This is a genomic window from Bradyrhizobium sp. 26S5, from assembly GCF_036923295.1.
GTDB classification, from domain to species: Bacteria; Pseudomonadota; Alphaproteobacteria; order Rhizobiales; family Xanthobacteraceae; genus Bradyrhizobium; species Bradyrhizobium septentrionale.
Window position 1 is genome coordinate 4,543,207 of record NZ_CP145948.1, and the last position, 23,165, is coordinate 4,566,371.

19 protein-coding genes are annotated in these 23,165 nt (G+C 64.5%); 13 read left to right on the plus strand and 6 right to left on the minus strand.

The window, feature by feature from the left end:
• The first annotated feature begins 130 nt into the window (after nucleotides 1–130).
• Nucleotides 131–3,835, plus strand: a complete 3,705-nt coding sequence (locus V5279_RS20860) for a DUF3971 domain-containing protein (protein WP_338700559.1) — start codon at nucleotides 131–133, stop codon at nucleotides 3,833–3,835.
• A 37-nt stretch (nucleotides 3,836–3,872) separates the two neighbouring features.
• A complete protein-coding gene (locus V5279_RS20865; RefSeq protein ID WP_338700560.1) occupies nucleotides 3,873–4,496 on the plus strand; it encodes a class I SAM-dependent DNA methyltransferase in 624 nt (207 codons plus the stop codon).
• Between the two features lie 60 nt (nucleotides 4,497–4,556).
• On the opposite strand, the gene V5279_RS20870 is transcribed toward V5279_RS20865, so the two are convergent.
• The 3 genes from V5279_RS20870 to tyrS all read right to left on the minus strand — a co-directional run bounded on the left by V5279_RS20870 (nucleotide 4,557) and on the right by tyrS (nucleotide 8,890).
• Complete coding sequence (locus tag V5279_RS20870; RefSeq protein ID WP_338700561.1) at nucleotides 4,557–6,149, minus strand: alkaline phosphatase family protein; 1,593 nt, start codon at nucleotides 6,147–6,149, stop codon at nucleotides 4,557–4,559.
• 186 nt (nucleotides 6,150–6,335) lie between these two features.
• A complete protein-coding gene (locus V5279_RS20875) occupies nucleotides 6,336–7,580 on the minus strand; it encodes an MFS transporter (protein ID WP_338700562.1) in 1,245 nt (414 codons plus the stop codon).
• Nucleotides 7,581–7,636: 56 nt separating this feature from the next.
• Nucleotides 7,637–8,890, minus strand: coding sequence for a tyrosine--tRNA ligase (tyrS, locus tag V5279_RS20880; RefSeq protein ID WP_338700563.1), 1,254 nt, complete (start codon nucleotides 8,888–8,890; stop codon nucleotides 7,637–7,639).
• A gap of 150 nt (nucleotides 8,891–9,040) precedes the next feature.
• Here tyrS and V5279_RS20885 point away from each other — a divergent pair, with 150 nt between their 5' ends.
• The 3 genes from V5279_RS20885 to V5279_RS20895 all read left to right on the plus strand — a co-directional run bounded on the left by V5279_RS20885 (nucleotide 9,041) and on the right by V5279_RS20895 (nucleotide 11,237).
• The gene (locus V5279_RS20885; RefSeq protein WP_338700564.1) at nucleotides 9,041–10,144 is read left to right on the plus strand and encodes an anhydro-N-acetylmuramic acid kinase; all 1,104 of its coding nucleotides are present in this window, start codon (nucleotides 9,041–9,043) and stop codon (nucleotides 10,142–10,144) included.
• 82 nt (nucleotides 10,145–10,226) lie between these two features.
• A complete protein-coding gene (locus V5279_RS20890) occupies nucleotides 10,227–10,904 on the plus strand; it encodes a glutathione S-transferase family protein (RefSeq protein WP_338700565.1) in 678 nt (225 codons plus the stop codon).
• 3 nt (nucleotides 10,905–10,907) lie between these two features.
• Nucleotides 10,908–11,237 (plus strand): multidrug efflux SMR transporter, encoded by a 330-nt coding sequence (locus V5279_RS20895; RefSeq protein ID WP_338700566.1) that lies wholly within the window; start codon nucleotides 10,908–10,910, stop codon nucleotides 11,235–11,237.
• A 102-nt stretch (nucleotides 11,238–11,339) separates the two neighbouring features.
• On the opposite strand, the gene V5279_RS20900 is transcribed toward V5279_RS20895, so the two are convergent.
• Entirely contained in the window at nucleotides 11,340–11,987 is a 648-nt protein-coding gene (locus V5279_RS20900) for an alpha/beta hydrolase (RefSeq protein WP_016843213.1), read from the minus strand.
• Nucleotides 11,988–12,345: 358 nt separating this feature from the next.
• On the opposite strand from V5279_RS20900, the gene V5279_RS20905 reads away from it, so the two are divergent.
• The 8 genes from V5279_RS20905 (at nucleotide 12,346) to V5279_RS20940 (ending at nucleotide 19,944) form a co-directional block, all read left to right on the plus strand.
• Entirely contained in the window at nucleotides 12,346–13,503 is a 1,158-nt protein-coding gene (locus tag V5279_RS20905; protein ID WP_338700577.1) for a cysteine desulfurase family protein, read from the plus strand.
• A 96-nt stretch (nucleotides 13,504–13,599) separates the two neighbouring features.
• Complete coding sequence (sufB, locus tag V5279_RS20910) at nucleotides 13,600–15,096, plus strand: Fe-S cluster assembly protein SufB (RefSeq protein WP_338700579.1); 1,497 nt, start codon at nucleotides 13,600–13,602, stop codon at nucleotides 15,094–15,096.
• 61 nt (nucleotides 15,097–15,157) lie between these two features.
• Nucleotides 15,158–15,910: a Fe-S cluster assembly ATPase SufC gene (gene sufC / locus V5279_RS20915; RefSeq protein WP_338700581.1), complete on the plus strand. Its 753-nt coding sequence runs from the start codon at nucleotides 15,158–15,160 to the stop codon at nucleotides 15,908–15,910.
• Between the two features lie 19 nt (nucleotides 15,911–15,929).
• Nucleotides 15,930–17,252, plus strand: coding sequence for a Fe-S cluster assembly protein SufD (sufD, locus tag V5279_RS20920; RefSeq protein WP_338700583.1), 1,323 nt, complete (start codon nucleotides 15,930–15,932; stop codon nucleotides 17,250–17,252).
• Nucleotides 17,249–18,496, plus strand: a complete 1,248-nt coding sequence (locus V5279_RS20925) for a cysteine desulfurase (RefSeq protein ID WP_338700585.1) — start codon at nucleotides 17,249–17,251, stop codon at nucleotides 18,494–18,496. The genes sufD and V5279_RS20925 overlap by 4 nt, the downstream gene beginning before the upstream one ends.
• Nucleotides 18,493–18,864: an SUF system Fe-S cluster assembly protein gene (locus V5279_RS20930; protein ID WP_166294943.1), complete on the plus strand. Its 372-nt coding sequence runs from the start codon at nucleotides 18,493–18,495 to the stop codon at nucleotides 18,862–18,864. The genes V5279_RS20925 and V5279_RS20930 overlap by 4 nt, the downstream gene beginning before the upstream one ends.
• Nucleotides 18,865–18,938: 74 nt before the next feature.
• Entirely contained in the window at nucleotides 18,939–19,328 is a 390-nt protein-coding gene (locus V5279_RS20935; RefSeq protein ID WP_338701314.1) for an iron-sulfur cluster assembly accessory protein, read from the plus strand.
• Between the two features lie 145 nt (nucleotides 19,329–19,473).
• Entirely contained in the window at nucleotides 19,474–19,944 is a 471-nt protein-coding gene (locus tag V5279_RS20940; protein WP_338700587.1) for a TfoX/Sxy family protein, read from the plus strand.
• A gap of 133 nt (nucleotides 19,945–20,077) precedes the next feature.
• Here the strand turns inward: V5279_RS20940 and V5279_RS20945 are convergent, their stop codons facing one another.
• Together V5279_RS20945 and V5279_RS20950 are read right to left on the minus strand one after the other, a co-directional pair.
• The gene (locus tag V5279_RS20945; RefSeq protein ID WP_166204707.1) at nucleotides 20,078–21,145 is read right to left on the minus strand and encodes a GGDEF domain-containing protein; all 1,068 of its coding nucleotides are present in this window, start codon (nucleotides 21,143–21,145) and stop codon (nucleotides 20,078–20,080) included.
• A gap of 316 nt (nucleotides 21,146–21,461) precedes the next feature.
• Nucleotides 21,462–22,973 carry a DEAD/DEAH box helicase gene (locus tag V5279_RS20950; protein WP_029083371.1) on the minus strand — a complete coding sequence of 504 codons (1,512 nt, stop codon included), beginning with the start codon at nucleotides 22,971–22,973 and terminating at the stop codon, nucleotides 21,462–21,464.
• Between the last annotated feature and the right edge of the window lie 192 nt (nucleotides 22,974–23,165).

Consider the following 23,165-nt stretch of genomic DNA (forward strand, 5'->3'; position numbering starts at 1 on the left):
GTGACAAGGAATTCGACGCGTTACCCGTCCGCTTGCTGAATTGGCTTTTGTTTGGATTGTTTGGTCCGTTCTTTTTGGTCCGTTCTTGGGGCCATCGGCGAGTAACATGATTAGGCGAGGATAGGCGGCGATGCCGGCACAGGAGCGCTCGATACGAATCGACGGGCGTCCTGATGGCGGCGATCAGCTTCGCCGTCAGCACCGAGAGGCAATGGCAAGGAACACGTCGCCGCAGGGTCCAAATCCGCGCGCCGGGGCTGACTTCTCGCAATGGGAAGACGCCGCCGCGTGGGACGAGCAGGATGAGGCGGCGGGCCACCGTGCGCGGCAATTGCTGTCGCGTTCCAACGGCAACCTGCATCGCTTCACCGACTTCTGCTCCGGCATGCAGCGCTGGCTGAACGGCGGGCGCTGGATTCGTCGCATCGGACTGGTCCTCGCGGTGCTCGTCGTGATCTTCGCGACCTGCTTCGCCGCGTTGTGGTGGCGGCTCGGTGCCGGTCCAATCAATCTCGACATGGCGACGCCGTGGCTTGCCGCGGCGATCGAGGAAAATATCGGCCACGGCAACACCGTCGAGGTCGGCGGAACCCAGATCGAGCGCGCCGGCCGCGTCAGGATCGCGGTGCGCATCCGCGACATCATCGTGCGCGACCGCGACCATGCGATCGTGGCGAGTGCGCCGAAGGCCGAGGTGCGCTTGTCGGGCACGGCGCTGCTGATGGGGCAGTTGCGGGCGGAGAGCCTCAACCTGGTCGATGCGGAGCTGTCGGTCCGCATTACGCCCGACGGCTATGTGACGGTATCCACCGGCGATACCGCGAAGCCGCTTGCCACCGGCGTTGCCTCCAAGAGGGAGGCGGGCATGCCGCCGACATTCCCGCGTCCGGTGCCCGCCGCACCATCGCCCGCGGTGCCGTCGCCGCCGGTTGCCTCCGAGCCCTCGGCGGCCACCCCGGAATCGGCCCAGAGCGGACTGCTCGCCGGTCTCGACTGGCTCGACAGTCTCAGCCTGACCGGCCTCGACGGCCAGAACCTCAACGAGATCGGCCTGAAGAACGGCAATCTCGTCGTCGACGACCAGCAGCGCGGCAACAAATGGAGTTTTGAGAATATCAGCCTGAGCCTGCGGCGCCCGAGCGGCGGCGGCGTCGCGCTCAGTTTCGGCGAGGAGGGTGCCAAGCCCTGGTCGGTGCGCATGGTGATCGGGCCGCAGACCAACGGCGTGCGCTCGGTCGACATCAAGGCCGACAAGGTCTCCACCAGCAACATCCTGCTCGCGCTCAGGACCAAGGACCTGACCTACACCGCCGACCTGCCGTTATCGGGCGAATTGAAAGGCGAGCTCGGCCGCGACGGCCTGCCGACCTATTTCCGCGGCAAGGTCAATGTCGGAGCCGGCAACATCATCGATACCGATACGCCCGACTACCCGATGCCGGTCGATTCGGCCGAGATGAGCGTCGAATGGGATTCAGGGCGGCGCGTGCTGCTGGCGCCGATCAAGATCGTCTCAGGCGCCAATCGCATCACGCTGCTCGGCCATCTCGAACCACCGAACGACAATGTCACGGACTGGCAGGCCGGTCTGTCGGGCGGCACCATCCTGCTGGCCGACGCCGACAAGAATGAGCCGCCGCTGATCTTCAATCGCATCAACATCGGCTTCCGGTTCGACACCGACAAGAAGCGCGTGCTGCTGACCCAGGCCGACATCTCCAATGGCGAGATCGGCGTCGCCGGCACCGGCAGCATCGATTATTCCGGCGAGCCGCGGTTGCAGCTCGGTTTTGCCGGCACGCCGATGTCGGCCTCCGCCCTGAAGCGGATGTGGCCGGTCATCATCGTGCCCGAGGTGCGCGAATGGGTGCTCGAACGGATCGACCGCGGCACGCTCCAGCGCATCGATGTCGGGGTCAACTCGCCGGTGCACAATCTGTCCCGCAAGGGACCGCCGATTCCGGATGACGGCCTCTCGGTCAACATTGTCGCCTCTGGAGTCACGGTGCGTCCGGTGGACAAGATGCCTGCGGTGCACGATGCGGACCTGAAGGCGAGGGTCACCGGCCGCACCGCGACTGTGACCATCAACCAGGGCATCGCCGACACGCCGGCGGGCCGCAAGATCACGTTGTCGGACTTTACCTTCGAGGTGCCGGACATGGCGCCCAAGCCGTCGCCGTCGAAGGTCAAGTTCCGGGTCGACTGCCCGGTGCCGGCCGCCGCCGAAATCCTGGCATCCGACCGGCTCAGCGATCTCTCCGGTCCGCCGATCGATCCCAACGCCAGCAAGGGCAACGTCACGGCCACGATCAATCTCGGCATGCCCGTGAAGGGCGAGCTGACCAAGGCCGATACGCAATATTCCGTCACCGCCGACATTGCCGGTGTTGCCGTCGACAAGCTGGTGATGAACCAGAAGCTCGAGGCCAATACGCTGAAGGTGATCGCCAGCAACGCCGGCTTCCAGGTCAAGGGCGACGTCAAGATCAACGGACAGGCGGCGTCGCTCGACTACCGCAAGCCGGCCGACGGCGATGCCGACGTCAAGCTGCAGGCGACGCTGGATGACGCGAGCCGCGCACGCCTCGGGCTCGATCTCGGGCCGGCGGTCTCGGGCGCGATCCCGATCAAGCTGAGCGGCAAGATCGGCAGCGGCGACAATCCGACCACCAAGATGGGCGTCGAGGCCGACCTCACCCAGCTCAAGCTCGACAACATCCTGCCGGGTTGGGTCAAGGCGCAGGGCAGGGCCGGCAAGGCGACCTTCAACGTGGTGCCGAAGGGACAATCGACCCGGTTCGAGGACATCTCGATCGAAGGCAGCGGCGTGTCGATCAAGGGCGCGCTCGAGGTCGACCAGAACGGCGACCTGATGAATGCGAACTTCCCGACCTACGCGCCGTCGGAAGGCGACAAGACATCGTTGCGGGCCGATCGCGGTCCCGACGGCGTGATCAAGGTGACGATCCGCGGCGACGTGTTCGACGGCCGCGGCTTCCTGAAATCGGCGATCTCCGGCCGCGACAGCGATCCCAAGAGCAAGGCCAAGACCACCGATTTCGATGCCGATCTGAAACTCGGCGCGGTGGCCGGCTTCAACGGCGAGGCGATGCGCGGCGTCGACGCCAAGATCTCGCGCCGCAACGGGTTCTTCAAGGCGTTCACGCTGGCCGGCAAGGTCGGCGGCCAAGCCACCCCCGTCAGCGTCGACTTGCGGCGCCAGCAGGCACGGGAAGTGATCTATCTGCAAACCGGCGACGCCGGCGCGCTGCTGCGCTTCATCGATACCTATTCCAAGGTGGTCGGCGGTCAGCTGATGCTGGCGTTGGAGCCGCCGACACCGGATCAAGGTCCCAAGGACGGCCTGATCACCATTCGCGACTTCTCGGTGAAGGGTGAATCCCAGCTCGACCGCGCGGTCGCCGGCGGGCCGATCAGCACCCAGAACGGCATCGGGTTCGACGCGCTGCGCGCCGAGTTTACGCGCCAGAGCGGGCAGCTTTCGATCCGCGACGGCGTGGTCAAGGGACCGAGCATCGGCGCCACCATCAAGGGCAGCATCGACTATGTCGGCAATCAGGTGCGGATGAACGGCACCTTCATTCCGATGTACGGGCTGAACAACATGTTCGGGCAGATCCCGTTCTTCGGGATATTCCTCGGCGCCGGCAGCAATGAGGGCCTGATCGGCGTCACCTATGAAGTGGTCGGCACGCCGAACCAGCCGGTGCTGCGCGTCAACCCGATCTCGGCGCTGGCGCCCGGGCTGACGCGGAAGATCTTCGACTTCAATCAATACAATCCGACCGATCTGCCGCCGACGAACAATTAGGGCATGATCCGTTGCAGCCGGCCAAGCTGGATCAGACTTGCAGGACAAGGCCAGCCAGATCATCGATCATTACGAGCGCCACGCGACCGCGTGGGATGCCGACCGGCGCGCGGCCGACTGGAACGACAAGCCGTGGCATGATCGCTTCATCAAGGCGCTGCCTGCCGCGGCTGATGTGCTCGATCTCGGTTGCGGATCGGGTGTCCCGGTCGCCCGGCACATGGCCGAGCGCGGGCTTCGCGTCACCGGCGTCGACGCGTCGCGGACTTTCATTTCGCTGTGCCGTGAACGACTCCCCGAGCATGAATTCGTCGTCGGGGATATGCGGTCGCTGCAGCTTGCCCGTCAATTCGATGGCGTGCTCGCCTGGGACAGCTTTTTCCACCTTACGCCGGAGGACCAGCGCGGGATGTTCGACGTGTTCGCCCGGCACGCCGGCCCATCCGCTGTGCTGATGTTCAACAGCGGGCCGCACCATGGCGAAAGTGTCGGCCGGTATCGCGGCGACCCGCTCTATCACGCGAGCCTAGGGCCGGACGAGTACAGGGCGTTGCTGGACGGCATCGGCTTTGATGTCATTGCCCATGCTATCGAAGATTGGACAAGCGCAGGCGGCCGTACGGTCTGGCTTGCGCAAAGGCGAGTTCACAGAACGGCATAAGAAAACGACGCCCGAATGGATCGGGCGCCGTTGATTTCAAGTTTTCCGCAGACGTCTGATTCAGCGGTCGAAACCGGGCAGGGCGGCGGTGTGCTCCGCGCGGGCGCCGGTCAGCTTGTTGGGGTTGAGGTGGAGTGCGCGCAGGATCGTCGGTGCGACCTGCTTGTTCTCGACCTTCACATCAACCACGGCGCCTTCGAAGCCGGGGTTGGCGACGACCAGCAGGACGTGGGTATCGTCATCAGTGAAGCCGCCATGCTCGGAGACCTTCTTCGAACTGCCGCTGTAGATCGTGCCATGGAGCGGCTGGATGATGATGTCGGGCGTGCGGCCCTGCGCCGGGTTACCGAATTTGTCCTCCAGTTCGTCGCCGGCATAGATCTTCTCGATCCGGGCCTGGTTCAGGAGGACCTTGTCGTTCTCGAGGATGCCGACGGCCTTCGCGGTTTGGGTCCGATCGGCCAGCCAGATCAGCGAGACGTCGTCGGCAGTCTCCTGTGCCACCTTCACACCGCCGGCGGTCAGGAGGTCGACCGGGTCGACGACGTCGGCATGGCCCATCGGCAGCCCCGGATTGGTGCTGCCCTTCAGCATGTGAAGCTGGCCCACGTCGATCGGCGACTGGCCATGCTTCGCACCGACCACAACCAAAGTATTCTTCGTGAGATGCTGCTTGTCGAGCTGATCAAGCATCTGGCCAAGCGAGCTGTCGACGAAGTCGAGCGACAGTTCGAGCTGCGCGCTCGGTGTGCCCTTTGCGTCGGTGTAGCCGTCGGCCGTGACCTTCTGTCCGACGCTGACGGCCTGGAAGTTCATGCCCAGGATCGCCGGCACGCCAACCGTCTTGGTCCCGGTGTGGTCAAGGCCCTTGATCCAGTTCAGGACGGCGGTGACCTTCAGATTGTCATAGTAGCGGGTGTAGACCGGGTTCACGGTCCAATCGTCACTGGCCTGAGGCGTCGGGATCAACTGAGGTGCGGTGGCAAGCACGGTCGTCGAATTGATCTCGGGCGCATAGAGCTCATCGAGGCCCTTGCCGGAGGGGCCGCTGATGATCTCATAGGCCGGGTGCTTGTCCGACCAGGCCGTGCGCAGGCCGGCCTCATGGATGACTTCGATGATCGTCGTGGTGTCGTTCTTCAGGTACGCGTGCGGATAGACCGGCTGGCAGGCGCTGCCGATCTTGCGCAGCGGCAGGTTCGCCGGATTGATGTGGTCGGAATTCGCCGGACCGCCGCCGTCGAGCTTGTTCAGATCGTAATCAAGCGCTTCGAAGTACGTGGCTTCGGTGCCGGGCTTGCCCTGGCAATTGCTTCCGGGCGGATACAGGCTCTGGTCGTAGGTGTCGTCGTAGAAGACGCCGTGCGTCTTCGGCGAGGCGCCGGTCATGAACGCCAGCAGCCCCGGAAAGGAATCCGACGGGCGGGACGTGTGCGCGTTGGTGTAATGGACACCGTGCCTCAGCAGCTTGGCGAAGGCCGATGTCGGGTGACCCTTGACGTAACGCTGCAGGTCGACCTCGTGCATGCCGTCGACGCTGATCAGAAGCACATGTTCGATGGCGCGATGGTCGTCATCGTCGGCGCGTGCGGCCGCGCTGAGCGCGGTCGAACCGAGCAATACTGCAAGCGCGAACTTTCCGAATCTATTCATGATTGACGCCCTCCCTGGAGAAATTGGCGTCCTTGAATACCGCTGCGAACAAGACGGCGATGTGAAACCGGAATGATGATGTCATGACTGTCCGCGTCGAGCGACGCGGACCAGTTCGCGAGAAGAGAATGCGCCAAGACAAGAAATCGAGAGCCCCGATCCGATTCAATCGGAACGGAAGCAGCGCTAGCGCCGCAGCGCCGGCACTACCAGGAACGGGATCAGGCCGAGCACCACATTGACCAGCGCGAAGGCGATCAGCGGATTGTAGCTGTGGGTCCAGTCGTGGATCAGGCCGCCGCCCCATGAGCCGAGGCCGGAGCCGAGGCCGCTGCCGATCATGATGGTGCCGTAGATCGTGCCGACGCGCTCGCCGCGGAAGATTTTCAGCGCGGTCGCCGTGATCAGCGGGCCGCGCGAGCCGATCATGCTGCCGAAGCAGATGATGAAGCCGGTCAGCAGCCAGTAGTTCGGATACCACTGCAGCAGCCAGAGCAGGATGATGCCGAGGATCGAGACGCCGTAGCTGAACAGCACCGACGGGCGGCGGCCGATGATGCCGTCGAGCGTGGAGACGCCGAGCATGCCGACGAACAGCGCGACGCCGGAGAATCCCCAGGCGGTCGCCGCCTGCAGCGGCGGGAAGCCGACATCGATCAAATAGGCGACGATCTGCGCGGTCAGCGCATACATCGCGACCGCCGTGAAGAAGAAGGTGGAGAACAGCGCCCAGAAGGCGTGGTGGCGCATCGCGCCGAGCAGCGTCCAGCCTTCGTCGGCCAGACTGGTCTCTGCTTTCCTGACGATGTGCGGCGAGCCGCCTGCGAGCAGACGCCACGGCAGCAACACCAGCGGCACAAGGAGGCAGAGCGCACCGACGCCGAACGCCTGATAGGCGTCGCGCCAGCCGATCCGGTCGATCAGGACCTGCGACAGCGGCAGCAGCACCAGCAAGCCGGCACCCATGGCCGAATACATCACCGCCATCGCGGTCGGCAGCCGCGGCCCGAACCAGCGGCCGAGCAGGATCGAGTTCGAGACATTGCCGATCAGCGCAGTGCCGAAACCGACGCAGAGGCCGACGCTGAGCTGGAATTGCCAGAGCTGCTGGGCGCGCGACGCGACCAGGAAGGCGCAGCCGAGCAGCGACAGGCCGAGCGCATAGACCACGCGCGGACCCGAGCGGTCGAACAGGCGTCCGACCAGCGGCGCAGCGAGGCCGCTGGCGAGCCAGGCCAGCGAATAGACCGACACCACCGAGGCGCGATCCCAGCCGAAGTTTTCCGAGATCGGTTTCAGGAACACCGTAAAGCTGTCGCTGAGGCCGCGCCCGAGCACCGACAGCACGAAGCACAGCGCCAGCACGTTCAGTGCGACACGCGCCGATTTCGGCTTGGCGAACCTGTCGTCGAGGGGCGTGTTCTGGTCCATCGCAAAGGAGGGAGCGCGCTTTCGGCACGCCCCGCAACCGACAAATGCGAATATGCCTATGCAGGCTTCAGCAGCACGTGCCGCTTCTTGCCGAGCGACAGCTTGACGACGCCTTCCGGCGTCAGGTTGGCCGACGTCAGCAGCATCTTCTCGTCGGTGACGGCGGCATCGTTGATGCGCAGTCCGCCGCCCTTGATCTGCCGGCGCGCTTCGCCGTTCGAGGCGACGAGTTCGGCCTTGACGAAGGCGGCCAGCACGCCGAATCCCGCTTCGAATTCGCCACGCGGAATTTCCACCGTCGGCAAGGTCTCGGCCAGCGCGCCTTCCTCGAAGGTGCGGCGTGCGGTCTCGGCAGCCTCAGCGGCCGCGGCGCGGCCGTGGAGCAGGGCGGTGGCTTCGGTCGCCAGCACCTTCTTGGCCTCGTTGATTTCGCTGCCGCCGAGCGCTGCAAGCTTGTTGATCTCGCTCATCGGCAGGATCGTGAACAGCTTGAGGAATTTTGTGACGTCGGCGTCCTCGACATTGCGCCAGTACTGCCAGAAGTCGTACGGCGAGAACTGGTCGGCATTGAGCCACACCGCGCCCTTGGCGGTCTTGCCCATCTTGTCGCCGGAGGCGGTGGTGAGCAGCGGCGTGGTCAGCGCGAACAGCTGCGGCGAGCCCATGCGGCGGCCGAGATCGACGCCGTTGACGATGTTGCCCCACTGGTCGGAGCCGCCCATCTGCAACCGGCAGCCGGCGCGGCGCGACAGCTCGACGAAGTCGTAGGCCTGGCAGACCATGTAGTTGAATTCGATGAAGCTCATCTCCTGCTCGCGCTCGAGCCGGAGCCGCACCGAGTCCATCGTCAGCATGCGGTTGACCGAGAAGTGCCGGCCGATGTCGCGCAGCATCTCGATCCAGTTCAATTTTGTCAGCCACTCGGCGTTGTCGAGCATGATGGCGTCGGAATGCCCGTCGCCATAGCGCAGCACCTTGGCGAACACGCCGCGGATGCTCGCCTTGTTCGCTTCAATCTCCGTGACCGTGCGCATCGCGCGCGTCTCGTCCTTGCCGGAGGGGTCGCCGACCATCGTGGTGCCGCCGCCCATCAGCGTGATCGGCTTGTTGCCGCTCTGCTGCAGCCAGTACAGCATCATCATGGTGAGGAAGTTGCCGATGTGCAGCGACGGCGCGGTGCAGTCGTAGCCGACATAGGCGGTCGCCTCGCCCTTCGCGGCAAGCGCGTCGAGGCCCTCGAAATCGGAGCACTGGTGGACGAAGCCGCGTTCCTGTAGAGTATTCAGGAAATCCGATTTAAATGCAGTCATTTGTCGGCGAGCCAGATCATTCTTGTTTTACGGTTTTTGCATCTATTTGCGGAACCTTGACGCTGAGGCCTCGCAGGCGGCCGCGCAGTGGCATTATAGGATGTACTTGTTTGAGACAAGCCGGGGGTTCCCGGTTGGGGCGCTTCCACGATGATGTTAACGGCACTCGGTCTGATGAGCGGCACCTCGCTCGACGGGGTCGACGTCGCGTTGATCGAGACCGACGGCCGCCAGATCAAGGCCTTCGGACCCACAGGCTATCGCCCCTATACCGACGGCGAGCGCAGCCTGCTGCGCCAGGCGCTGACCGAGGCGGTGCATCTGTCGCGGCGCGATGCCCGGCCGGGAATCCTGCGGCAGGCCGAGCAGGCGGTCACCACAGCCCATGCCGAGGCGGTCGCCAGCTTCACGGCGCAGACCCGGATCTCCGCCCAGGACATCGACATCGTCGGGTTCCATGGCCAGACCGTGCTGCATCGCCCGGAGCGGAAGCTGACGGTGCAGATCGGCGATGCCCTGGCGCTCGCCAAGGCGATCCACATCCCGGTGATGCACGATTTCCGCGCCGCCGACGTCGAGGCCGGCGGGCAGGGCGCGCCATTCGTGCCGGTCTACCACCGCGCGCTGGCGCAATCGCTGAACCGCGAGGGGCCGATCGTCGTGGTCAATATCGGCGGCGTCTCCAATATCACCTATATCGACGGCACCGACACGCTGATCGCCTGCGACACCGGGCCGGGCAATGCGCTGCTCGACGACTTCATGTTCCGCCAGATGCATCAGCCGTTCGACACCGCCGGGAAGTTCGCCGCGCTGGGCAGGGCTGACGAGGCCTGGGTAGCACAGGCCTTGAGGTTGCCGTTCTTCACGCTGCCGCCGCCGAAATCGCTCGACCGCAACGACTTTGCCAGCCTGAAGCTCGGCGCCGTGGCGCCGGCCGATGGCGCTGCGACCCTGACCGCCCTCACCGCGGCTGCGATCGCCCGCGTCGTGCCGCTGCTGCCGAAGGTGCCGAAGAACTGGATCGTCTCCGGCGGCGGCGCCTCCAACCTTACGATGATGCGGATGCTGCGCGAACGGCTGGCGCCGGCGATCGTGGAACCCGCCGAGGCGCTGGGCTGGGCCGCGGACGCCATCGAGGCGCAGGCCTTCGGCTTCCTCGCCGCGCGCGGCCTGAAGGGCCTGCCGCTCAGCTATCCCGCCACCACGGGGGTGCCGATCCCGATGACCGGGGGCATCATCGCGCGACCGTGATTTAGATGCAAATGCATCTACCTTGACAGTTCCATGCCGCTGCATTTAATTCGATGCAGTTGCATTGAACGCGAGGTTCGTCATGGCCGCCCTGAAGCTGATCAGCCACAAGCTCTGCCCCTATGTGCAACGCGCGGTGATCGCGCTGCATGAGAAGGGCGTGCCGTTCGAGCGGATCGACATCGATCTCGGCAACAAGCCGGACTGGTTCCTGAAGATCTCGCCGCTCGGCAAGGTGCCGGTGCTGGTCGTGACCCGTGACGACGGCACCGAGGTCGCGCTGTTCGAAAGCAACGTGATCTGCGAGTACATCGAGGAGACGCAGACCGGCGCCAAGCTGCATCCCAAGGACCCGCTGGTCCGCGCCGAGCATCGTGCCTGGATGGAGTTCGGCTCGGCCATTCTCGGCGATCTCTGGGGACTCGAGACCGCGACCGATGCCGCGGCCTTCGAGAGCAAGCGGCAGGCGGTCGCCGCAAAGTTCGTGCGGGTCGAGGCGGCGCTCGCTGCCGGGCCGTTCTTCGCGGGCCCAAATTTCAGCCTGGTGGATGCGGTGTTCGCGCCGATCTTCCGCTATTTCGATCTGTTCGACCAGCTGACCGATCTCGCGGTTTTTACGCACACGCCAAAACTGCGCGCCTGGCGCCGCGCGCTGGCGCAGCGGCGGAGCGTGCGCAGCGCCGTGTCAGCCGACTATCCCGCGTTGCTGCACGCATTCCTGGTTAACCACCGCGCGCACATGCTGAAGCTTGCCGCGTAAGCCATGTCGCACTCGGTTGCCTGGATCGCGCTCGTTGTCGCCGGAATGCTTGATGTCGGCTGGGCGATCTCGATGAAATATGCCGAAGGTTATACGCGGCTCGGCTGGACGCTGGTCTCGCTGGTGCTGCTCGCCGCCTTCGTGTTCCTGCTCGGGCGCGCGCTGCAGGTGCTCGGCGTCGGCGTCGCCTATACGGTGTGGACCGGCATCGGCGCGGTCGGCACGCTCACCATGGGCGTGCTGTTGTTCAACGAAGCCTTGAACCCGATGAAGGTTGCGGGGATTGCGTTCGTGCTGATCGGCATTGCCGCGTTGAAGTTCGCGCCGGAGTGAATTCGCAGCCCGGATGGAGCGAAGCGCAATCCGGGTCAGCTCTCACCGCGGCGTCACTGGTCCCGGATTTCGCTGCGCTCCATCCGGGCTACAAGTTGGCGTCTAGCGCACGTTGGCGAGCCGCATGTCGAGATAGCCGGTCACCGTCTCCATCAATGGCTCGAGCTTGCCGTCGAAGAAGTGGTTGGCGCCGGGGATGACCTGCTGGTCGATCACGATGCCCTTCTGCGTCTTCAGCTTCTCGACCAGCGTGTTGACGTCCTTGGGCGGAACCACGGCATCCTTGTCGCCGTGCACGATCAGGCCCGACGACGGGCAGGGCGCGAGGAACGAGAAGTCGTAGAGATTGGCGGGCGGTGCGATCGAGATGAATCCCTCGACCTCAGGCCGGCGCATCAGAAGCTGCATGCCGATCCATGCGCCGAACGAGAAGCCGGCAACCCAGCAGGCGCGCGCTTCCGGATTGATCGCCTGCGCCCAGTCGAGCGCGCTCGCGGCGTCAGACAATTCGCCGGTGCCGTGATCGAACGAGCCCTGGCTGCGGCCGACACCACGGAAATTGAAGCGCAGCACCGAGAAGCCGCGATGCGCGAACGCGTAGTAGCACTGATAGACGATCTGGTGGTTCATCGTGCCGTGGAACTGCGGATGCGGATGCAGGATCATCGCAATCGGCGCGTTCTTTTGCTTGGCCGGATGATAGCGGCCCTCGAGACGGCCGGCAGGGCCGGTGAAAATGACTTCAGGCATTGCGTTCCCTCGATTGACGTCGATCAATCAATCGGTTGGAGCCATCTTCAGCGACGGTGCGCGAACAAAGCGGCTCATGATGAAAGCGGCGCAGGCACCGCCGGGCGGCACGCTGGAAGGCCTTCTAGCATGACGCAAGGGGCAAAAATCAAGGAAATTGTGCAGCTTGGCGGGGGCGAATATGCGCTGTGTGATGCGCGCGCAGGGAGCTGTGACTGTCTTGCTTGGCAACAAGACGAGGCTCCGAGCGAGCGTGAAAAATCTCGCCTGCCGGTGACTCCGATCTGGTCTCGGTGTCCGACTGTCGTTATGTCGCAGTGGATGGCCGCAACCATGGTGGTTGCGGCGGACAGATTGCATGGCCGAGCGCGTCTATCTCGACTGGAACGCCACCACGCCGCTTCGCGCCGAAGCGAAAGCGGCGATGGCTGCGGCGTGGGAATTGAGCGGCAACCCGTCCTCGGTGCACAGCGAGGGCAGGCGGGCGCGACGGCTGGTCGAGGATGCCCGCGACGCGGTGGCGAAGGCGGTTGGCGGCCGCGCGCAGGACGTCGTCTTTCTCTCCGGCGGGACCGAGGCCAATGCGCTGGCGCTAACGCCGGGATTGCGCCGCGCTGCGAGCGCGCCGGTGCGGCGCCTGTTGGTGTCGGCGATCGAGCATGCGTCCGTGCTCGCGGGCGGACGGTTTTCAGCGGATGCGATCTCGGCAATCAATGTCACGCGCGCCGGGGTGATTGATCTCGATCATCTGCGCGCGCTGCTGGTGGAGGGGCCGCCTGCGCTGGTCTCGGTGATGTTGGCGAACAACGAGACCGGTGCTATCCAGCCGGTCGCTGACGCCGCCGGGCTCGTCCATGCGGCCGGCGGGCTGTTGCATGTCGACGCGATCCAGGCGTTCGGCAAGATCCCGTTCGATCTGGCCTCGACGCAGACCGACCTCATGACGCTGTCGGCGCACAAGATCGGCGGACCGAAGGGCACCGGCGCGCTGGTGCTCGCCGCTGATGTCGAAGGGCTGGAGGCGTTTCTGCGCGGCGGTGGACAGGAACATGGGCGGCGGGCAGGGACCGAAAATGTCGCCGGGATCGCAGGCTTTGGTGCGGCTACAAAGGCTGCGATAGCGGCGTTGAAGGCCGACGCCGCCCGCGTCAGAGGGCTGCGCGACCGGCTCGAGCACGGACTGCGCCAGACGCCGGGCTCGCTGGTCTTCTCCGATGACGTCAAGAGGTTGCCAAATACCGTTCTTTTCACGGCACCGGGCATGAAGGCCGAGACGGCGGTGATCGGGTTCGACCTGGCTGGGGTAGCAGTCTCCTCCGGTTCCGCCTGCTCGTCGGGCAAGGTCCAGCCGTCCCATGTCTTGGAGGCAATGGGATACCGCTCCGAGGTCTCCCAGGGAGCGGTGCGGCTCAGTCTTGGCTGGTCTACCACGGAGACAGACGTCGATTTGGCCCTGAAGGCTTGGCGAAAGCTCGCCGATACCTTACTTAAGGGGGATCGACGAAACACAGCTTGAACAATTCTAAGTGGGTGATTTCGTCTTCAAAGCATCGTAAGAGACTTCGGAACTTGAGATCCACCGCGGTCCTTGAAACCGCGAGCGGAGGATTGAATGCCTGCTGTACAAGAGACGGTCGAGCGCGTCCGGCGCATCGACGTCGACCAGTATCGTTATGGATTTGAGACGCTGATCGAGTCCGACAAGGCCCCGAAGGGGCTGTCGGAAGACACCGTCCGCTTCATCTCCGCAAAGAAGAATGAGCCGGCCTGGATGCTGGAATGGCGCCTGGAGGCGTATCGCCGCTGGCTGACCATGACCGAGCCGACCTGGGCGCGCGTCAACTATCCGAAGATCGACTATCAGGACATCTACTACTACGCGGCGCCGAAGCCGACGAAGGCGCTGTCCTCGATCGACGAGATCGATCCGGAAATCCTCAAGACCTACGAGAAGCTCGGCATTCCCTTGCGGGAAGTCGCGATCCTCGAAGGCGTCGAGCCGCCGCCCGGCGGCCCGCCGTCGCCCAGCCGCAAGATCGCGGTCGATGCCGTGTTCGATTCGGTGTCGGTGGCGACCACCTTCCAGAAGGAGCTGAAGGCGGCCGGCGTGATCTTCATGCCGATCTCGGAGGCGATCCGCGAGCATCCCGAGCTGGTGCAGAAATATCTCGGCACCGTGGTGCCGACCACGGACAATTATTTCGCGACGCTGAACTCGGCGGTGTTCTCCGACGGCTCGTTCGTCTACGTGCCGCCGGGCGTGCGCTGCCCGATGGAGCTGTCGACCTATTTCCGCATCAACGAGCGCAACACCGGCCAGTTCGAGCGCACGCTGATCATCGCCGACAAGGGCTCCTACGTCTCCTATCTCGAAGGCTGCACCGCGCCGCAGCGCGATGAGAACCAGTTGCACGCCGCGGTGGTCGAGCTCATCACGCTCGACGATGCCGAGATCAAGTATTCGACGGTGCAGAACTGGTACCCCGGCAATTCCGAGGGCAAGGGCGGCATCTACAATTTCGTCACCAAGCGTGGCGACTGCCGTGGCCGGAATTCCAAGATCTCCTGGACCCAGGTCGAGACCGGTTCGGCGATCACCTGGAAATATCCGAGCTGCATCCTGCGCGGCGACAATTCGAGCGGCGAGTTCTACTCGATCGCGATCTCGAACGGTTTCCAGCAGGTCGATAGCGGCACCAAGATGATCCACCTCGGCAAGAACACGTCGAGCCGGATCATCTCCAAGGGCATCGCCGCCGGCAAGTCGCAGAACACCTATCGCGGCCTCGTCAGTGCGCATCGTAAAGCCACCGGCGCGCGCAACTACACCGCCTGCGATTCGCTCCTGATCGGCGACAAATGCGGCGCGCACACCGTGCCCTATGTCGAGGCCAAGAACTCCTCGGCAACGTTCGAGCATGAAGCGACGACGTCGAAGATCTCCGAGGACGTGCTGTTCTACTGCGTCCAGCGCGGGCTCTCGCAGGAAGAAGCCGTCGGCCTCGTCGTCAACGGCTTCGTGAAGGACGTGCTGCAGCAACTGCCGATGGAATTCGCGGTGGAAGCGCAGAAGCTGATCTCGATCAGCCTTGAAGGTTCGGTTGGCTAATCCATCCCGCCGAAGGCGCGGCCGACGCGCGCTTTGCGGATGATGCTCAGGAAAAATCAGAATGTCTCTGCTGGAAGTGAAAGATCTGCAGGTTCGTGTCGAGGAGCGCGAGATCCTCCATGGGCTGTCGCTCACGGTGAATCCGGGCGAGGTGCACGCGATCATGGGGCCGAACGGCTCCGGCAAGTCGACGCTGTCCCACGTCATCGCCGGCAAGTCCGGCTATGAAGTCACCGGCGGGCAAATCCTGTTCAGGGGCGAGGACCTGCTGGAGATGGCGCCCAACGAGCGCGCCGCCAAGGGCGTGTTCCTGGCGTTCCAGTATCCGGTGGAGATCCCCGGCGTCACCACCTGGAATTTCCTGCACGCGGCGCTTAACGCGCAGCGCAAGGCGCGCGGCGAGGACGAGATCTCGTCGCCAGCGTTCCTGAAGAAGGTCCGCGAGGTGGCGAAGCAGCTCAACATCCCGCAGGATATGCTGAAGCGCGGCGTCAATGTCGGCTTCTCCGGCGGTGAGAAGAAGCGCAACGAGATCCTGCAGATGGCGCTGTTCGAGCCGGCCGTCTGCATCCTCGACGAAATGGATTCCGGCCTCGACATCGACGCGCTGCGGATTGCGGCCGACGGCGTCAACGCGCTGCGCTCGCCGGAGCGCGCGATGGTCGTGATCACCCACTATCAGCGGCTGCTCAACTACATCGTGCCCGATGTCGTGCACGTGATGTCGAAGGGCCGGGTGGTGAAGAGCGGCGGCAAGGAACTGGCGCTGGAGCTGGAAGAGTCCGGTTACGCGCAGTTCGAAGACGCTGCCTGATCAGGTTACGGGTTTTCATATGAACGTTGTAGCAAAGACCGAGACCGGACGCGCGCTGGGCGATGCATTCGCCGTGGTGCGCGATCGTCTGCCGGGCAAGGGCATGATCGCCGATCAGCGCCGCCGGGCATTCGAGGCCTATGAACGATCAGGCCTGCCGCATCGCCGGATCGAGGACTGGAAATACACCGACCTGCGCGCCCTGATGCGGGAGGTGCTGCCGCTCGCACCGGCGCCGGATGCAGCCGGGCTGGATCGCGCGGCTGCTGCCGTCAAGCTGCAGGCGATCGACGGTGTGCGCCGCCTGGTGCTGGTCGATGGCACCTTCGCGCCTGATCTGTCCGATCTCGGCGGTATCGAGAAGGGGCTCAGCATCCGCGCGCTGCGCGAAGTGCTCGAGGCCAGCGATGGTGGGCTCTCCGCCCAGGCCTTTGCCTCCGACAACTCCAATCCGATGATCGCGCTGAACGGCGCGATGGCGACCGATGGCGTCGTCATCGACGTCGCCAATGGCACCGTGCTGTCGCAACCGCTGCACATCGTCCACGTCGCAACAGGCGCGACGCCGGCTTCGATGTTCACGCGGTCGCTGCTCCGGCTCGGCCGCGACACCGGCGTGACGCTGGTGGAGAGCTATCTCGCGGGCGAAGGCGCCAAGGCCTACCAGACCCATGACGGGCTGATCGTTGCGATCGGCGACAATGCGCGGCTCGATCACATCAGGCTGGTCGTGGACTCCATCGACGCGTTCAACATTTCCTCCGCGACGGTTACGCTCGGCGCGCACGCCCATTTCAACACGTTCGGCCTGACTTCGGGCGGTCATGTCAGCCGCTACCAGCTGACGATCACCTGTGCCGGTGAGGGCTCCAACGTCGAGACCAACGGCGTCAATCTGATCAACGGCAAGCAGCACGCTGACACCACGCTGTTCATGGATCACGCGGTGCCGCATTGCGCCAGCCGCGAGATCTTCCGCGCCGTCGTCGACGACCGCGCCCATTCCGTGTTCCAGGGTCGCATCATCGTCCGTCCGGACGCCCAGAAGACCGACGCCAAGATGATGACCCGCGCGCTGTTGCTGTCCGACGACGCGGAAGCCGACAACAAGCCCGAGCTCGAGATCTTCGCCGACGACGTCACCTGCGGTCATGGTGCGACCACCGGCGCGCTGGACGAGAACCTGCTGTTCTACATGCGCGCCCGCGGACTGCCCGAGAAGGAGGCGCAGGCGCTTCTGATCCAGGCCTTCGTCGGCGAGGCGATCGAGACGATCGCCAGCGACGTCTTGCGCGAGGTCGCAATTGCCACCGCGCAGCGCTGGCTTCAGGCGAGGGCGTGAGCATGCACAAGGCGGTCGCCAACGGCTCTTACGACGTCGCCCTGGTGCGGCAGGATTTCCCGGCGCTCGCCATGCAGATCTACGGCAAGCCGCTGGTCTATCTCGACAACGCGGCCTCGGCGCAGAAGCCGAATGCGGTGCTCGACCGCATGACGGAGGCGTACAAGAGCGAATACGCCAACGTGCATCGCGGCCTGCATTACCTCGCCAATGCCGCGACGGAAGCCTATGAGGGCGCCCGCGACAAGGTCGCGAAGTTCATCAACGCCCGCCGCAATGAAGAGATCGTCTTCACCCGCAACGTCACCGAGGCGATCAATCTGGTGGCGTCGTCCTGGGGCGGTGCGAACATCAAGGAGGGCGACGAGATCGTCCTCTCGATCATGGAGCACCACTCCAACATCGTGCCGTGGCACTTCCTCAGGGAGCGCCATGGCGCCGTGATCAAGTGGGCGCCGGTCGACGACGAAGGCAATTTCCTGATCGAGGAGTTCGAGAAGCTCCTGACGCCGCGCACCAAGATCGTCGCGATCACCCAGATGTCGAACGCGCTCGGCACGCTGGTTCCGGTCAAGGAGGTGGTCCGGCTCGCCCATGCCCGCGGCATTCCGGTGCTGGTCGACGGCGCGCAGGGCGCGGTGCATCTGCCGGTCGACGTCCAGGACCTCGATTGCGATTTCTATGCCTTCACCGGCCACAAGGTGTACGGGCCGACCGGCATCGGCGCGCTCTACGCCAAGCACGAGCATCTGGTGGCGATGCGGCCGTTCAACGGCGGCGGCGAGATGATCCGCGAGGTCGCCAAGGACTGGGTCACCTATGGCGATCCACCGCACAAATTCGAGGCTGGAACACCGCCGATCGTCGAGGCGATCGGGCTCGGTGCCGCGATCGACTACGTCAATTCGATCGGCAAGGAGCGTATCGCCGCGCATGAGCATGAGCTGCTCACCTATGCGCAAGAGCGCCTGCGCGAGATCAACTCGCTGCGCCTGATCGGCACCGCCCGCAACAAGGGCCCGGTGATCTCCTTCGAGATGAAGGGCGCGCATGCCCACGACGTCGCGACCGTGATCGACCGCCAGGGCATCGCGGTGCGCGCCGGCACCCATTGCGTGATGCCGCTTTTAGAGCGGTTCAACGTCACGGCCACCTGCCGGGCGTCGTTCGGGATGTATAATACCAAGGAAGAAGTCGACCATCTGGTGCAGGCGCTGATCAAGGCGCGGGAACTGTTCGCATGACCGATACAGCCGAAGTCAAGACGGCCTCCATGGAAACCACCTCGGCGCTGCCCGCGGAGGAGACCGAACGCATGAGTGGCGAGATCGTCGCGGCGCTGAAGACGGTGTTCGACCCGGAAATCCCGGCCGACATCTACGAACTCGGCCTGATCTACAAGGTCGATCTCAAGGATGATCGCTCCGTCGATATCCTGATGACGCTGACCACGCCGAACTGTCCTGCCGCGGGCGAATTGCCGCAGATGGTCGAGAACGCGGTGGCCAGCGTTCCCGGCGTCGGCGTCGTCAACGTCAATCTGGTCTGGGATCCGGCCTGGACGCCGGACCGGATGTCGGACGAGGCACGCCTCGTCCTCAATATGTGGTGATGCGTTAGGGAACTAAATTTTGGCTCAAGAAGAACGGCAATTGATTTGCCGCTGGGACTGACCACATGAGTGACATGACGCAAGCTTCACCGACTCCAGCCAAGCCGAAGCGGCTGCGCCCGCAGGTCATGAAATTGACCGATGCCGCGGCGGAGCGGATCACCGAGCTGACCAAGCGCGCCGATTCCGAGATCGTCGGCCTGCGCGTCGGCATCAAGAACGGCGGCTGCGCCGGACAATCCTATACCGTCGAATACGCCCACGAGATCCGTCCGACCGACGAAGTGGTCGAGGACAAGGGCGTGAAGATCCTGGTCGATCCGAAGGCCGTGCTGTTCCTGCTCGGCACCGAGATGGATTACAAGGCCGACAAGATGCAGGCCCAGTTCGTGTTCAACAACCCGAACCAGGTCTCTGCCTGCGGTTGCGGCGAATCGGTGCAGCTCAAGCCGGCCACCGTTTGATTCTCTTGTGTCCCGGACGCGCTGCGGCGTGTAGCGCCGCATCGCAGAGCCGGGACCCATCCCTCAGTTGCGCAAAGGCCGATGGGCCCCGGCTCTGCAGCGCATCGTTCCACGCTGCGCTGCGTCCGGGGCACGAGGCAGGCACATGGACCGTGAATTCCTGAGCGACCTGTTCGCCGATTTCGGCCCGGTCACGCTGCGCCGGATGTTCTCCGGCTACGGCATCTCCGCTGACGGCACCAATTTCGCGCTCGCGCTGCGTGCCGGGCTCTACTTCCGTGCCGACGAAGAAACCATCCCGCAATTCGAGGCCGAAGGCTGCGGGCCGTTCCAGTACCAGACGCGGTCGAAAACGGTCACGGTGAATTCGTACTGGCAGCTGCCGGCGCGGTTGTTCGACGATTCCGAGGAGCTCGCGGTCTGGGCACGCTCGGCGCTCGGCGCCGCCCAGCGCGCAGCGCTGCGCAGGCGGCCGAGAACGCGAAAGTCGAAAGCACCCGAGAAGAGGACGGCCGCAAAAAAGCCTGCGAGTAAGAAGGCATCGGTGAAGAAGTCTGCCGCGAAACGGGCGCCAGCCCGAAAGAAGCGCGCGCCAAAGAAGAAACGGTCATTCTGACACCTTGGCGCAAAATGGACCAATGAGATCCACGCTCACTTGACTGGTCATGCATCCACGTCTTTGTTTCAATCGGCGACGAAAGACGTGGATGGCCGGGACAAGCCCGGCCATGACGGAGGAGACGACCAGATCACGCCACGCGGGTCTGAGTTTCGGCGCTGTATTCTGGATCGGTCTCGCAGATCACCCGGTTGCGGCCGGCGCGCTTGGCGGCATAGAGGCAGGCGTCGGCACGCTCGATCAGCGAATCGGTGTCGTCGCCCTGTTTCAGCATGGAGACGCCAACCGAGATCGTGACACGGCCGAGGATCTCGCCGGTCGACTTCTTCTTCAGTTCCTTGGCCATCACGGCGCGGCGGATGTGGTCGGCGACCGTCAGCGCCTGGCGCAGCGCAGTGTTGGGCAGCACGACAGCGAATTCCTCGCCGCCATAGCGCGCGGTGATGTCCTGGCCCTTGATGGTCTGCTTCAGCGACTGCGCCACCAGCCGCAGCACCTGGTCGCCGGTGAGGTGGCCGTAGGAGTCGTTGAACGACTTGAAGTGATCGATGTCGAACATCAGGAGCGACAGCGGTTCGCTGCTGGCGAGCGCAGTCTGCACCGCCATGTCGATCGAGCGGTCGAAATATTTGCGGTTGCCGAGGCCGGTCAGCGGATCGGTCAGGCTCTCGGCGCGGATCGCCTCAAGGCTGTGCTGCAGGTCGCTGATCTCGGATTTCGACAGCGCGAGTCGGTTCTCCAGCGCCTGGTTGGTCTCGCGCATCTCGCGGGTCGATTTCGCCAGACTGTCGACGATTGCCTTGATGTGATCGCGGGTGGTCGCGGTCGCAAGCTTGCTGGTGGCGCCGACCAGGCTCGCATCATATGTGGCCGACACACCAAGCGCATCGGTGATCAGCTTCATGACGGCGTCGATCTCGCCGATGACGCGCGCACCGACCTGGTCGATGCGGTCCGACGTCTTGATGTGCGAGAGATAGGTTTCGTAGATCTGCTCGAGGTCGGATTCGCTGAGCTTGCCGCTGCGCGCCAGCGTCTCGTTGATGACCTTGTTGAGCGGAGCGTTGTAGCCGGTCGCGTAGACGTACCAGATTTCGTAATTGCGGGGCACAGCGGTCTGGCGAAGCGAGCGGATCTGGCCAAGCGCGACTTCGGCAAAGGCCAATGTACGTTCTTGTTCGTCCAGCAGCTTAACCACTGTTACGTCCCCAATGCGCGCAATGCCGGTTATGCCCGGCGGCAATGACTAAACTATTGGCGGGAAGGTACGGGACGAGAGTGAAGGCAAGGTAAATAGTGGAACCACGGGGATTTGGCCGCGACGATCGTCGTACCAGCTCGATTCCGCCGAGGATCGCGCGCCGCTTTCGGAAGCTTTTCGCTTGTTCGCAATTCCGGTGCGAAAGCCGTGCGAATTTGCTTCAAACCCGGAGCAATCACCCGCGCCTCGGTCGTCGGCGACGACTGAGATTCCCCGGACGACCGCCGCGGGCGCGGCGGCGCCGGAGCCAACATTAGGCGCGTGCGCGCACAGGTCGCAGCAGGAAGGCGGGCAGGTGCGAATGATCGCCGGGCTCGTGGTCCGCCTCGCGCTGCGGCCGGCGTGGCTCGGCACGCCCGATCGACGGCACATGCGACGGAGCCGGCGGGCCAGCGTTGCGGCCGTGGCGCGGTTCGCGCTCCGGCTTCGCTGCACGCTCCTGCCGGGGCTCCCGGTCCTGACGCGGCTCGCGTTCACCGTGAGGTGCTTCGCGTTCGCTTTGGCGCGCTTCGCGCTCACCATGACGCGGCTCGCGCTCACGGCGCGGCTTGCGGCTGCCACGGGCACCATCGCGCGAACCTTCGCGGCTGCGGGAGCGGCGCGGCGCGGCGTCCTCGTCGGAGGCATCGCTGCGAACGGTGTAGTCGCCCTCGGCGCGCGGGATCGGCTGGCCGATCAGCTTCTCGATCGCGGTCATCGACTTGCTGTCGAGCGAGGTGACGATCGAGATCGCGGTACCGGTGCGTCCGGCGCGGCCGGTACGGCCAATGCGGTGGACGTAGTCATCGGGGTGGTGCGGCACGTCGAAATTGAAGACGTGGCTGACGGCCGGAATGTCGAGGCCGCGGGCGGCGACGTCGGAGGCCACGAGCAATGGAATCTCGCCCTTGCGGAATTGATCGAGGGCCGCGGTGCGCGCGCTCTGATCCATGTCACCGTGCAGGGCGCCGACACTGAAGCCGTGCTTCTGCAGCGATTTGTGCAGGACTGCGACTTCGCGTTTGCGATTGCAGAAGATAATCGCGTTATTGAGATCCTTGGCGTCGCGCAGCAGGCGGCGGAGGATATCGCGCTTCTCGTGCGCTTCGCGGCCGGCCGGGACCTGCAATTGCGTCACGGTGACGGCGGCGGTCGCGGGCTTGGAGACTTCAATCCGTGCCGGATTATGCAGGAAGGCCTCGGTGATGCGGCTGATCTCCGGAGGCATCGTCGCGGTGAAGAACAGGGTCTGCCGCGTGAACGGGACGAGCTTGCAGATGCGTTCGATGTCGGGAATGAAGCCCATGTCGAGCATGCGGTCGGCTTCGTCGATCACCAAGAGCTCGACGCCGGTGAGCAGCAACCCGCCGCGTTCGGTGTGGTCGAGCAGGCGGCCGGGCGTTGCGATCAGGACGTCGACGCCGCGCGTCAGCTTGGAGTCCTGGTCGCCGAACGAGACGCCGCCGATCAGCAGCGCCACGTTCAGTTTCTGACCGGCGCCGTATTTGTCGAACTGCTCCTTCACCTGCGCGGCCAACTCGCGGGTCGGCTCGAGGATCAGGGTGCGCGGCATCCGTGCCCGGGCGCGGCCCTTCTCGAGGAGGGTGAGCATCGGGAGAACGAAGGCAGCGGTCTTGCCGGTTCCAGTCTGGGCAATGCCGAGCACGTCGCGCCGGGCGAGGACGTGCGGGATTGCCTGTTCCTGGATGGGAGTGGGGGTGGTGTAACCGGTGGCCGCAACTGCGGCGAGGACCTTATCGGACAGGCCTAGATTGGAAAAAGACATTGAGCCTCTGGTCGAAACCGCCGTTCGGCATCGCAGGTAAAAGGCTGTCGCGTTCGGCCCCGAAACGGCTCGCTTTTCTATAAAGCTCGGGGGCTCTGACTAACGCTGACGGACGGCAAACCTGACGAATCGCGTTTCGATCCGAGGGCCGCATTGCCCCGCAACATAGGGGCGAAACCGGTAAAGTCAATC